The sequence below is a fragment of the Sphingobacterium sp. UBA3549 genome, assembly GCF_002376635.1.
Taxonomy (GTDB): domain Bacteria; phylum Bacteroidota; class Bacteroidia; order Sphingobacteriales; family Sphingobacteriaceae; genus Sphingobacterium.
Map to the genome: position 1 here is coordinate 18,079 of NZ_DFOE01000022.1, position 13,834 is coordinate 31,912.

Genomic DNA, 13,834 nt, shown 5'->3' on the forward strand with positions numbered 1-13,834 from the left:
ACTATTAAACACAATGAAAATTGAACAAATCGTCACATCCTTCGAAACTTCGAAATTATTAAACAAAGTAATCCCAGGGAAGAAATCCCTATTTAGTTATTTCAAAAATGAATCTGGTAGATTATTTGTAGGTGAAACAGACCTGAAACTAGACTCACAATTTGAGTGCTACTGCTATACTTTTTCTGAACTTCTAAACTTACTTCCTGGAACCCTAGAAGTAAATGAAGAGACTTATAGAGTATCCACAAACACTTATGAAAAAATAGTATTCCCGGAAGGTACCGATTACTCCTTTGCCCGCCTAGAGCTTCTAAAAGCAGATGAAGATCCTAATTCTATAGATTACGTCGCTAGGTATGCCTACGAGGATAAAGTTATAGCATTTAGCCAAAATCAAAAAGGACAATATAACAACCTTATTAGATTTGGCACAACCGAGATCGAAGCTATGGCTGCTATGCTCTTGGCTTTAATTGAAGAAGATATCTATAAATAATATTTAGTTTCCATGAATTTACAAATATTATCTGCCTCCCAAACGAGTGATTGGAAGTCCTTTATTGATTTTTGGTCGAGTATGTATTTTTACAAATTAGAAGATGTATATAATTCAAGAATAAATAAGGAAATATTTGAAGAAGAGGATCTTTTAAATTTTTATATTTGGAAAAATGGAAGTGTTCTCAGTAAACCAAAACAGAAAAGCTTCGAAACAAAGATCATTGCTAATCTTACTCACATAAATTCGGCAAAACTAAATAAACATTATAAGTTTAGTGATCATATAGAGAAATACAAAGATATATCTGCTGTATGGAGTATATTTTTATTACATCTTATTCAGCCTAATAAGTTTCCTATATATGATCAACATATTCACAGAGCTTTTGTCTTTATAACAGGAATTGATGATTATCGTAAAATCGACGGAAAAGCATCCAATAAGAGTAAATTTGAGTTCTATTCTGAGAAATACCTTCCGTTTATAGAAGAAAATCTTAAAGACTTCGACTTAAAGAAAATTGACGAGGCTTTTTTTGCATTCGGTCAATTTTTAAAGACAAAACGATATGACAATGTCTTTTTAAAACTTCCTACTAAAATTATTAAATGAAATATAAAAAACCACTATTTAAAATACTATGACTTTTTTTCCATGAATTTATTGAACTTGGATTCATGGCGCATGAATTTAAAAAGGTAACTCCGATTCTAGGATAAGTTAATGATCCCTTGAACTTTAATAAACCAAATATTGCCTAGAAAGGCCGCATTCCAAAATCAAAATCACGACAAATGAATAAGCCAAAAATGGTCAGTATCGAGAAAGATGAACTGAACGACTTCCTGCGAAAAGAGGCTGTAATGACTTTGCTGAAATCCACCGCCCCACAACAGAAGGCTTCAGAAGAAGAATATAATCTTTATGATAGTTGGGTAGCGGAGGCAGAGGTAGCCGGAATAAACCCCGTTCACTATATTATTCGAAAGACTAAATCAATTAGCACTCCTCTGGTAAACTTGTTTATGACCAACCTGATATACAATCTACCGGAGGTTCAGGACCAGAAAAACTGGACGGTCCACTACCATGATCTTATTTTCATCCTGGAGGAATACTGGTCAGAGCATTCAGACAGGAATGGGATGCTGTTATGGGAGATAACACAATGCTTTAAAAGTCTGGTAGACTTTTTTGATTCAGCACAACCGACCCCAGCTCAATTTGAAGACATTGGGCAGGGAATGGCAAAGATTGCGGAGATGATTCATGAGAATTTCCATAACGAGCAAACCCTTGGTACTGCACTTACCGCGATCGCATTCTTGAAAGACACAAATAAACACGATACTGTCAGACTATGCCAACAGCTCCTAGACCGCTCATACGACTATTTAAATACCGATGTCTCCGCCATTTTACTACAGTCCGCCAATATATTGATCCAGTACGGGGAAGACAATGCTAGTGACCGTTTGAAGGCGTTCGATGCCATGGAAAGTCTATTGCGGTATCTGCTCAGAAAGTACCACCAGGACACTAACTACCAGGCAGAAGAAAGCGTTCTGCACACCATTTTCGAACAGCTGTCTTACCATAAGTATATGGACGCCCTGGCTTTCTTATACTATTCCATACCCGGAATAGATAAGCCCGGAGAAATGCCAGACCTGACTGCTTTGGCCCATCCTGTGTGGACTGGTGATATGGCAACCTGGGAGCATAATTTTCGAACGACGAGTTTAGCTTACATGCAAGAACTTGCAAATACCAGATATGCATTGCTCCCCCAAAAAAAAGAATTGATGGTCAATTTCAGCAATTGGACCATACAATACCCAAAAATGCTCAACTCAGTGCCGATGGGCTTATCGATTCTGAAGGAAGACGCCTTGGATGAAATGCTAATGGATTTAAAACATGAACTAATTCACGTTTACAGTCTTTTCGGAATGGTTGGTCTGGTGCTGGATTTAATGCGTTGGGCTTTAGTGGACCTGGAGCTATATCTGCATTTATTCAGCTCATCACATAAAATAGAACAGGAAGAGCTTGAACTTTTTTTGAAAGGGAAGAAGCCTGTTGGCCTTATAAAACCAGACTTAACCTTACTTTCATTAGCCGAGCGATCTGCTGCGGTAGAAAATAAAATAAAGATTTATGAGCAGGTTTGGACCCCATGGTTTGAAGGGTTGGCACTTTATGGAGAATTTGCGGATGATCCAACGACAGATCCTGATATAGAATCACCGGTTACCTCGATATTTAGCAACTTAATCGACTTCAATCCTTTGCATGGGGATATAAAGAACCTCGATGACTTTAAAAAAGTGGCCTCTGAACATAAGAACCTAATGGAAAAGCATTACCATCAGGCAATCGAAAACCAGGGTTCCAACTTGCTATGGCCATACCTAAAAAGTAATCACAAGCAATACCTGCCGGGTTACCTTGCAGTCCGCGCCACTGTGAAGAAATGGCGAGTAGCATTAGGTGATACGAAACTTAGCAGTGCCCAGGCATTTAGAATACTCTTACACCTCACGCGTTTCAGTGGTGCTGAAGTGGTTCCTAATTTGAGTTTGGCACCCAAAGAGTTTCAGGTTGCCTGCATCGATCAACAAATAAAATGGTTCGAGTTTATCGGCTCGGTCCACCTCGAAGATCTCAAGGTATTCCTCGAGTCTGCAGATATCTTTTCAACCAGAACGTTAGCATGGTTAAATGGAAGGCTTGTTTACGAGCCGGAAAAATTAGCTCAGTTCGAGCAACTGCAGCGAGCCTTCATGGTTAAAAAAACAAAGGAAATTTTGGACTACGGAGTGGGACATTTTTCGTTGCAACAAAGTTTCCCGGATGATCAGTTAGACCTTGTGCGTAAAAAGATTTCAATCTTTACACAGTCGACTGCAAACAGCTGGGTTAATGAAAAGGGTGAGATTGGATTCGTAGGGCGCTATACGATTATGCCACTGGGAAGCGTAGAGTGCCCATTTTGGTTGCAAACACAAAATAAATATTTAAGCTGCCTAGTGAGAACACGTGAAAAAAATATTGAAACAGGTAAGCCATCCTACCACAGGATAACGTTCCAATTAGCCGAGAAGGATTACAAGTATCTTGAAGAATATGTCAGTAAACATGGCTCGGCTTACATTAAATTAACACGTGCGGTCGTACTGGGAGGTGTTGATTCCGTCGCCAATTCCCACCACTACTGCATTTATCAACTCGGGGAATGGATGAGGGTGACTAGCGCAGGATTAATATTTAACAGACCCGTTGAAAACGAAATAGTAGAAATGCTCAGCGAGAGGTTCAGTCCTGATCTCGGCGTCGACTTTAAGGAAATAATCAATCATGTTGACAAACCATGTTCACAAAGGAGCTTGGAATGGCTTTGCTCAAATCAATGGGGTAATATATCATTTAGAGAGCAACAGATAAATGCCGAACCATGGGCCGAAAGGGTCAAAAAATTATGCGAGGAAAACTTACAGGCAGATACTGATACCATTGAGAAAGTCAGTTTGGCCATCCTAAAAGCAATCTATCCAGATGGGATGCTTGCACAAGAGGTTCATGAAAACGGACTTGCGGCTGCGAAATCATTTGGGAATTCCATTGCTAACATTATCGATTACCTGCTGGTCAGCGGTAAGAGCCCAGGAATAAAATCCGGATATCCCAATGCAGAAGAAGAATTTTTCAAACCCATATAACAATGAATTATACAACAGTAATTATCGATGTAGATGTCATCGATACAGCAATTAGAAAGGTCTCAAAAAGCCACGAGATGAAAAATGAAGCAACCCTTAAGGGTGTCTTGGATGGACCGTTGATAGGCAAGATAGAACGTGAATGGGATAATTTTACGGAGGCGATAACTGAAACATTTGTTTTAGGTCGGGATTACACAAAGGAAAAAATGGATGCAATCATCAGTAATGTTGAAGAGCTCATAGCTAAAGCAGGACAGAAGGCTAAGGATATTCACAGCTGGTTTAAAAAGTCAATTTCTGAATTCATTAAAGAAATCATCATTGCCGCTTTCAAGTGCGTGCCAACCACCATTGAAATAGGAACGGAGACCTACTCTGTCAGTAAGCTGAATTATGATCAGAAAATCGGTATTGGAGGCTCGCTGAAGGCTAACTTTATGGAGGCGGTATCCCTTACAGCAGATGGAGAAATGAGCATCGGTGTTGAATACGGTAAATAAATGTTTGAAGGAAATATCTATTTCGGACAAAGGATTTGACGCCTTTGTCCAAATTTTCTGTGATATTTATGGATATAATGTCGATGTTGACCCCTCCGCTGGACATACTGACCCCTCTATCAAGGCTTTCTTCAGTCCAACTGATGACCTGACAATATTACTTCTTTTTTCTTAGACTTTCACCTTTAAGTTCGATTCTGTAAGATCCATGGATCAGTCTATCGAGTATTGCGTCTGCAATTGTATCTTCACCGATTACATCATACCAACTGGCCACAGGTAGCTGACTGGCAATTATTGTCGAGGCTTTAGCGTGTCTATCTTCAATTATTTCCATCAGACCCTTATCTCTAACAGGTATCTTTGTAAAGCTTAAATCATATATTGAGCCACAAATTGACCACGTTTTCTCGTCCATATCAATTTCCTAACCCATTCCTACGATTTTCTTCTGCAATCCTAAACATTTCTTGTTCTGCGATTTTTCTTTCCCCATCTGTTAATTTTTCATCGCCATCATTGTATGGATCAAAATCATCATCTGGTTCATCCGAGAACATTAATGTATCAAAATACACTCGATTATTTTCAAGCCCATCAATCTTATCAAGAACTTCTTGTGAAGAACCATCTTTAAAAACTATGTAATAACCGTAAACAACACCATCTTCACTATTGTCAGGGTCTATTTCAAAATTAGTTTCACCTAATTCTTCATAAGTAATACCCAACTCTTCAGCAATCGCTCGATCTCTTTTTTCTTCTTGTAATTCTTCTAATTGTCTGCTACTCATAAAATTTATATTTAGTAAAAAAGCAATTTAAGAATTATAAACTTCACTTTTAATATTTCTGATTTATATTTTATGATTGAACCAATTTACTCCGGCATACCCATTGAAAGCTTAAATAAAGAAGGTAAGTCACTATTAATAGTATTAACTATAAATGAATCATACATTGGCGAATACCATATTAATAAAGTAAATGGTATTGCGTTTTTGGCGTGGCAAAGTTATATTTGATGAGTTAAAATTTCCTAAACAATGGAATATACCTGTAAAGATGCGATCGAAATGCTAGCTGATGTGGCTACGGTAATTATTGCCACAATAGCAGTTTATTATGCATGGAAAACATATCAAATTGCCAAAGAGGCAAAAGATGAATGGAAGAAGGAAAAAAATTTAGATGTATTGGTTAGGTTCTCTAAAGTATTTCCGAGTTCTCGTGAATGTATACTAAACTTAAGAAGTCCGCTATCCTTCGAACATGAAGTAGAGGAAGGAATGATTTATATTAAAGCAAAAGGAGATAAAATATCTCTAGAAAATTCAGAATCTTTTAGTAGCTATTTCGTAGTTCAATCACGGTATAGCAATTATGAGTTAAAGTTAAATGAAATGTTCGATCTGGAGCATGAGGTGTTATTCTTATTAGGAAAAGATAACGTAATTACAAAATATATAGCATTTATTAAAGAAACCAAAACCAATATTTTACACTCTGCACAGCAGATTGGATACTACAACGGATATTTAAATGATAGAACAATTGGATCAGAAGAGAGAATAATGTTCCGAGATAAGAGACGGGAGCATATAGATATATTGTATAGTGTAGGTGACGATAAAATAACAAATAATCTCAAAAAAGCTTATTGTGAATGTGATACCTTTTTAAAATCTCATCAAGCGAAATTTAAATTAAATTGAAGTTGTCAAGCAGTTTACAAGTCAATTCGCACAACGTAAAACCCGTGTCGTACATAGCTATTCTTTCATAGGTATTTTGGCTCGAAACCTATGTATTTCTATTATATTATTTTTAGCTTACTTTAACGTAAAAAAGAAGAATTGTCCTGGAGCGATCTGGCACTGATGGTTGAAGGGGTGCAGGTGATGCAAATTTGGGTATTTCAGAATGGTGATGCCAGTTGTTTCGGTTCAATTTCTGGCATTTTAGGATTAATACTGAAGAATAATCGTTTACACAAGAATACTTAACCCAATTTCGTAAATTAGAGGTCTTAGAAAACTTTAAGAACCAATATGGGCCAAACAGAGCTAGATAAAATCATCGATCAAGGAGAAGGAATTCGAATAGAATTTAAGGAAGCCCAAAATGGTGTTCCCGCTTCTTTATATGATACGGTATGTTCTTTCTTGAATCACGAAGGGGGCATAATTCTTTTAGGCGTAAAAGACGATGGTACCATACTAGGACTGAGCGAACAGAATCTAAAAAACCTAAAACAAGATATTGTCACGGCATTAAACAATCCAGACGTCCTCTCCCCCATCTTTCCGCTTCCGGTTGAGGAAGTAGTACATCCTAATGGAACGATACTGTATATACGTGTACCATTAAGCTCGTTTGTCCACAAACTTAAAAATATCATATACGACAGAGAGAACGACAGTGACTTCCGGGTAACCGATGAGACTCGAATAGCCGATCTATACGCTAGGAAAAGAAACGTATTTACGGAGAACAAGATTTTCCCTCACCTACAAATAACCCATCTTGATCATTCCCTATTTGATAAAGTACGTTCACGCCTCGCACTGGTCAATGCCAATCATCCATGGCTCGAAGCATCCAATGAGCGCATACTACGGGATGCGCGGTTATTGCGAAGGGATTTTGCTACAGGTGAAGAAGGGCTTACACTAGCAGCAGCACTAATATTTGGAACGGATGAGGTGATAGGCAATATCTTACCTGCCTATCGTATTGATATATTAGAGCGCCGGCACAATTTGGATCGATGGGACGATCGGCTATTGCTAAAAACCAATCTTATCGATTCGTACCTACAAGCGCTGGCTTTCATAAAATCCAAGTGGCCAGAGAAATTTTACCAAGACAACAGCGGAGAGCGAAAAGATCTACGTGAACTGATCTTCAGGGAACTGGTCGGGAATATCATCATCCATAGGGAATACAACAATGCACTGCCAACCGAAGTTCTAATCTATGAGGATCGTGTGGAAACTATAAACCCGAGCCGTCCACGTTTTAGAGGACCGTTAAATCTCGACACCTTTGAGGCTGAACCTAAGAACCCCAATATCCGTGCATTTTTCAATGTCTTGACATGGGCAGATGAGATCGGTTCGGGCGTCAAAAACATGAACAAATTCGTGGTCGCATACACTGGCGGAACGCACCCTATTTTTATAGAGGATGAGTCTTTCCGTAGCGTGATCCCAATGGTTACCTATTTAGTGGGAGAAAACTATCAGCTTTATCTCCATCTTGCCGACCTCACAAAAGATCAGTTGGGACAGGAACGTATAGAGCAGTTGAAAGGACTTTCTCTAGATTCGAGACTCAAAAACGTGAAGGACTGGGATGAGCTGGCTATTACTTTAGGGGGGAGTTGGCAAGAAAAAAAGGGGGAGCTAGAAAAACTTAGACTACTAATTAACAACAACTTGACTATCGCCAACCTAAAAAAAGGGGGGAGCTGGGAAGAAAAAACGGGAGAGTTGCTACAAAAGAGAACCAGGGTTCTACTAGCGGTTTTGCTATTCACTATATTACCTATATCTATTGAAGAACTCACCGACATATTAGGCTATAAAAAGAAAGATTCGCTTAGGGATGGGTATCTTAATCCCCTCAGGAGCCATAAATTAATTGAGTACACGATAGCCCAAGCCAACTCTCCTAACCAACAGTATAGGATAACGCAGAGAGGAATAAACTTTATAATGGGAAGCGTGATCTGAAGTTAAAACGTATGTCCCACCTAACCAAACCATCTAACTATGATTTTTCTTACTAAGTTTTTCGCTTCCAAAAAGGCATTAAATAAACCAACTGAAAGCAGTATCAGTTCGCTCGCCCCGAAAGTACTGACGAAGCCGGAAGATATCGAAAAAATACAGCCTTATCTAAACAAGCTCAAAGAGACCATCGATGCAAAAGACGTGAACAACATTGCTTTAACCGGTAGTTACGGTTCTGGGAAAAGCACCATTTTGAAAACTTTCAAAGCACTTAACCCGCAATATAAATTTCTTAATGTATCACTAGCAGCTTTCAACCAAAAAGATGGGAAACTGGAGCCTGTCGAAAAAGAAAAATTAGAACGGCTGCTAGAAGTAAGTATACTCCAACAAATCTTTTATCACGTTAAACCAGAAAAAATACCTGAATCACGATTTAAACGAATAATTAACCGGAAATGGTGGCACTATTTGCTCCTAGCAGTTGTATTCATAATATGGGTGATCAGCACCATTTTATTGTTGAAGTATGACTACCTTGATAAGTTGGATCCTGAAAGCTGGCATAGAAACAAACCATTTAGTTGGTCTGGGTTAATTTTTATAATTATCTCGTTCAGTGGAATAGGGTTTCTTGCTAAGTTAGTTCTCCAGCTTTTTAGCAACTCAAAGATTAACAAAGTAAATATAAAGGGGGAGCTGGAATTAGGTGAAAATGCAAATAAATCGGTTTTCAATGAACATCTTGAAGAAATATTATACTTTTTCGAGCGCACAGACTATAACGTCGTTATTATCGAAGATCTCGATCGATTTGACAATACAGACATTTTTACCAAGTTACGAGAGATCAATATTTTATTGAACAACTCGAAACTGATTGATCAAGAAATTAACTTTGTATATGCTGTCGGAGATAACCTCATTAAAGACAAAAAAGAACGGGTTAAGTTTTTTGAATATATCATTCCTGTAATACCATTCATTAACTCATCCAACGCCAAAGAACAGTTACAAACGTTGATAAAAGAAGCGGGCCTAAACGAGGATATTTTCTCCAGAGAATTCATGTCGGACGTGGTAACTTTTATCGATGACATCGACATGCGTTTATTGATCAACATTTTCCATGAATTTGTAATATACAGACATGCCCTTAAACTTGAGTTCGTAACAAAACCAGAGGAGCTGTTTGCAATGATTACATATAAGAATATCGAGCCAGAAGACTTTTCTTTGCTCAACAATAAACAAGGGAAGTTATACGCTTTGATAAACAACAAAAAAGATTACATCCGAAAGAATATCGATCAATTGGACGATTACATAACGGAGAAGGAGAAAAAAATCCAAGAAATAAAAATGCTATCCCTTGATGATGAACGAGATTTAAGAAAGATCTATATCTACCATGTATTTCAAAATTTGCCTGAAGATAGTATACTAGAACAATCCGTTGATAGCCTCTTAGATGATGAAGGATTTCAAAAGATAATCGATAACAAACTAACTATAACCCATTTTCCACATTATAATAGTTATGGTCAATATCGGCGTTCTACTAATTTAGAATTAAATTTTAAGTTTTCGGACATAGAAAAAGAAGTCAATGGTACTCACGATTATGAAACACATCTCGCCTTGATCAGAGAGAAGAAAAAAAATCAAGCTATGGTATTGCTATCCGAAATCTCAGAACTAAAAGAGCAAAAGACCAACCTTGAATCGCAAGATTTGCATCAAATCTTCCAAGACATTGATGTAAGTATTTACTTAACAGATTTTTCGAACAATAATCTATTGAGAAGCCTAATAATTAATGGCTATATAAATGAAAACTACAATCATTATATCTCACTCTTCCATGAAGGTACGGTGACAAGAAATGATCTCATATTTGATCAAAATGTTAGAGGGGGATTCAACACTGACTTCTCTTATAAACTCGATAAGATCGACGGTTTACTTGAAACACTTGATTTAAGATACTTTAAAAGAGAAAGTATATTAAACTATGATCTCGTTGACTATCTAGCAAATAGCTATGATACTGAGAAATCAAAGTACAACGCGCTAATCAGGTTACTAAGTAACAAACGAGAAAGATGTGTTCAGTTTATAGATGGATACATCGCAGATGAAGACAGACCGATCGATATTTTTATAAATAAACTAACGAAGCATTGGGGAAATTTCTTTTACTACGTAGCAGAAGAATCTAATTATCAAGGAAACGAAATAAATAATTACCTACGGTTGATCTTAACACATGCGAACGTCGAGGATATAATGAAGCAAAATCACGATTCGCTGATCGAAATGATAACATACAACCCTAGCTTCTTGTCGTTGGTAGATACGAAAGGAAATAAAGATCTTGAAAAAAAAATAAGTACTCTAATACATGAACTTGATATAAAATTCCAGAAACTAGACGACCCAACCGACGACACAAAAAGCCTATTTAACTTCGTATACCGGAACAACAATTACAGAATCAATAAAGAAAACATACTGCAGATGTTAAAAATAAATGCAGAGTATACAGATGAAAAAGCCTTTGAGACTACAAACTACGCCGCTATAAAAAATTCTAGAGATAAACATATCATAGCATATATAGACGATAACATTAATGAATATGTCAGAGATATTTACTTAGGCATAGAAACCAATACAAAGGGGGACGAACAAGATCTTATTGAACTATTTAATAAAAAGAATATTAAAACCAACAATAGCAAGCTCATCAGCGATAGAATGGAAGCCACTATTTCGGATATATCGGTAATCAACGATGACGAGTTAATGTTTCATCTACTAGCAATTGGTAAGATCAAACCCACCTGGGAAAACTTACATTACATTTATATTGGTTACGAAGACGTTTTAAAAGATATAGCACATTTTATCAACAGCGGTTACAATGCCCAGCTATTATCAAATATTTTTGTTCCACATCACAAAAACAAGGATGGAAAAATGACGTACATACAAATGTGGAAAGACCTCTTGGCATCATCTTTCCTATCCGATGAAGCGTTCGACCAAATCCTTAAAGCTGGTAATATTGGTATTAAGTTTTTTGATTTTGAAAATACAGCCAAAGAAAGATTGGAAACTATGATTAAGAGAAAGAGTTTCGCGCTTGATAACGATGTGTATGATCATTTACAAAGTTTTCATTCCTTGGGATTGTTATATCTCGAAAATCATAAAGATGAACTTTTAGAAGTCGATAATGGCTTTACGTTGGATGAAAGTCATTTAGCCCAAATAATGCACTTAAATGCCTATTCAGTAGATGAAATCAATAATATTTTAGGCACTTATGATATAACGGACTGGACAGCAGATTTATTTATATCTAACTTGCAATATCGATTATCTAAAGAGCAAGGCCTATCAGTAAATAATTTAAAAATTATCGAAGCAATATCATATCACAGATCTGACCCTTCTAATGTACAGATCTTAAATAATTACTTTGACCGGTTCAGTAAATCTGAAATAAGGGACATTATCGGACTTCTAGGAGACAAAGAATATCACAGATACCTATCAACAAATATAAATGAAAGTTTGGATCTAGAACATACTTCATATAATGAAATGCTCTTCGAATTAATGATAGCAAATAACTATATAGGCGATAAATCTAAACGAATGAAAAAGGGAGGCTATCAGATATTTAAAAATAAACAAACAAAACTTTTATAAGGGTGATAAGAGTCGAAATAAATTCAGAATTTTTAAACTCTTGGATTCATATTGACCCTTTCCATTTATCCGCCCCCTAAAATTATTCGTTTGAACACTGATGAATTCGTATCTTTAACTAAGAGATTGCTTATTATATCTTAGTTTAGTAAAAAGTTGTTCAACAAATAGGAAGTATCATAATTCCTCTCGAGAAATTCGACATTATTGAAATATGTATAAAGCCTTAGATACCAAATTTGTCGCTTTTTTTGATATACTAGGATTTAAAAATCTTGTAGAAAAAAATTCTCACGAAGATTTAATTAAAATCTATAATGATGCTCTTTGTGACACTGTCAATAAGATAAGAGAGATAGGAATTGAGCACCATAACTACGATAAAACCGCGGTAGAAAGTTTAGAAAGTATTTCGCAATTTATAATTTCAGACAGCATTATTTTGATTCAAAATGAATTTAATCATAGAGGACTATTTTTTCTAATTCTACAATCAAGGGTACTTTTAAGAATGGGCATTAATGAAGGAATTCCATTAAGAGGGGCAATTTCTTTAGGTGAAATAAGTGTATTAGAAAATTTAGGAACTACAATTGTCGGAAGGGGTTTAACTAATGCATATCAAATGGAAAGTATACAAAATTGGTCTGGTGCTATAATCGATCCCAATTGTTTTAAAATACATCCTAATGATATTAGTTTTATAAACATTCTTACTAAATCAGATAAGCCCCTACTTATCGAATATGATGTACCATTAAAAGCATTTTACGAAGATAATTTTTTTGCTATCAATTGGGTTGATAAATCCGACTCAATTGATGATATAAGAAATGCATTTTACTCTCATAAAAAAGAAATTGAAAGTCCAAAACAAGAAGAAATTATAAACAACACTTTGCAATTTGCTAAATATATAAAGGGTATCGTTAGATCTAATACAGACCCAACTTAGCAATCTTTTTTTCTTAAATATCCAGCAGTGTAGTTTGCAGCGGAATTATTGGTGCACTATATGTTGGAATGGCAGCGTTTCTAAAACAGTTTAAAAGACCGTCAACTTATAATTAGGCTGCTAAAAATTTACACCAAAGGGTGTATTTTGCAGCGGAATCACTGGTGTACTTTGGTGCAGAATGGTGGTATAGTATGGTGCGGAATATGCAGAAAAAACAAGGGCAAAATAATTCTCTACCTTAATAGGCACACTGCTGGGATAAAAAATTTCAACGTCGTCCTTTCCCTGCGCCTTATCGATTGTTATAAAGTTAACGCGGGCTATGTCATTTTCTTCACAGCGCGAAAACCAAAAATAAAAGGTCGCTTCGTTGATCTCATTTTCCGCGCAATAATCTTTCTTACATTTTCCACTCTGATGCCAGTCTGCTATCATACACAGCATACGCTCACGTTTTTCTTCAATATTGCTCAAAGCAACAAAGCTAACAACTGAGCGGACCTAAGTCAATATGTACTTGGTAGGATGGATACCTTGAGATCCAGCGAAGTTAGAGGCTATTGAAGGGATACAGATGGGGCAAAGTTGGGTATTTCAGAATGGTGATGCCAGTTGTTTCGGTTCAATTTCTGGCATTTTAGGATTAATACTGAAGAATAATCGTTTACACAAGAATACTTAACCCAATT

At 36.5% G+C, this 13,834-nt stretch carries 10 protein-coding genes and 1 pseudogene; 8 read left to right on the forward strand and 3 right to left on the reverse strand.

The features are described 5' to 3' along the window. Positions 1–13: 13 nt before the first annotated feature. The 4 genes from B2W36_RS11790 to B2W36_RS11805 all read left to right on the forward strand — a co-directional run bounded on the left by B2W36_RS11790 (position 14) and on the right by B2W36_RS11805 (position 4,730). Complete coding sequence (locus B2W36_RS11790; RefSeq protein ID WP_293887844.1) at positions 14–499, forward strand: hypothetical protein; 486 nt, start codon at positions 14–16, stop codon at positions 497–499. A 12-nt stretch (positions 500–511) separates the two neighbouring features. Then, positions 512–1,117: a hypothetical protein gene (locus tag B2W36_RS11795; RefSeq protein WP_293887845.1), complete on the forward strand. Its 606-nt coding sequence runs from the start codon at positions 512–514 to the stop codon at positions 1,115–1,117. Positions 1,118–1,299: 182 nt separating this feature from the next. Further along, positions 1,300–4,227, forward strand: coding sequence for a hypothetical protein (locus B2W36_RS11800; protein ID WP_293887846.1), 2,928 nt, complete (start codon positions 1,300–1,302; stop codon positions 4,225–4,227). Between the two features lie 2 nt (positions 4,228–4,229). Next, on the forward strand, positions 4,230–4,730 hold the full coding sequence (locus tag B2W36_RS11805; RefSeq protein ID WP_293887847.1) for a hypothetical protein: 501 nt from the start codon (positions 4,230–4,232) through the stop codon (positions 4,728–4,730). Positions 4,731–4,887: 157 nt separating this feature from the next. Here B2W36_RS11805 and B2W36_RS11810 read toward each other — a convergent pair. Beyond that, positions 4,888–5,070: pseudogene (locus B2W36_RS11810) on the reverse strand (ATP-binding protein); the annotation flags it as partial. Positions 5,071–5,149: 79 nt separating this feature from the next. Continuing rightward, complete coding sequence (locus B2W36_RS11815; protein ID WP_293887848.1) at positions 5,150–5,524, reverse strand: hypothetical protein; 375 nt, start codon at positions 5,522–5,524, stop codon at positions 5,150–5,152. Between the two features lie 252 nt (positions 5,525–5,776). Between B2W36_RS11815 and B2W36_RS11820 the strand changes: the two genes are divergently transcribed. The 4 genes from B2W36_RS11820 to B2W36_RS11835 all read left to right on the forward strand — a co-directional run bounded on the left by B2W36_RS11820 (position 5,777) and on the right by B2W36_RS11835 (position 13,142). Next, positions 5,777–6,445, forward strand: coding sequence for a hypothetical protein (locus tag B2W36_RS11820; RefSeq protein ID WP_293887849.1), 669 nt, complete (start codon positions 5,777–5,779; stop codon positions 6,443–6,445). A 336-nt stretch (positions 6,446–6,781) separates the two neighbouring features. Beyond that, positions 6,782–8,467 (forward strand): RNA-binding domain-containing protein, encoded by a 1,686-nt coding sequence (locus B2W36_RS11825; protein WP_293887850.1) that lies wholly within the window; start codon positions 6,782–6,784, stop codon positions 8,465–8,467. Between the two features lie 39 nt (positions 8,468–8,506). Continuing rightward, a complete protein-coding gene (locus tag B2W36_RS11830; RefSeq protein ID WP_349678860.1) occupies positions 8,507–12,187 on the forward strand; it encodes a hypothetical protein in 3,681 nt (1,226 codons plus the stop codon). A gap of 214 nt (positions 12,188–12,401) precedes the next feature. Beyond that, positions 12,402–13,142, forward strand: a complete 741-nt coding sequence (locus B2W36_RS11835) for a hypothetical protein (RefSeq protein WP_293887852.1) — start codon at positions 12,402–12,404, stop codon at positions 13,140–13,142. 120 nt (positions 13,143–13,262) lie between these two features. Here the strand turns inward: B2W36_RS11835 and tnpA are convergent, their stop codons facing one another. After that, a complete protein-coding gene (gene tnpA / locus B2W36_RS11840) occupies positions 13,263–13,619 on the reverse strand; it encodes an IS66 family insertion sequence element accessory protein TnpA (RefSeq protein ID WP_293887853.1) in 357 nt (118 codons plus the stop codon). Positions 13,620–13,834: the final 215 nt, after the last annotated feature.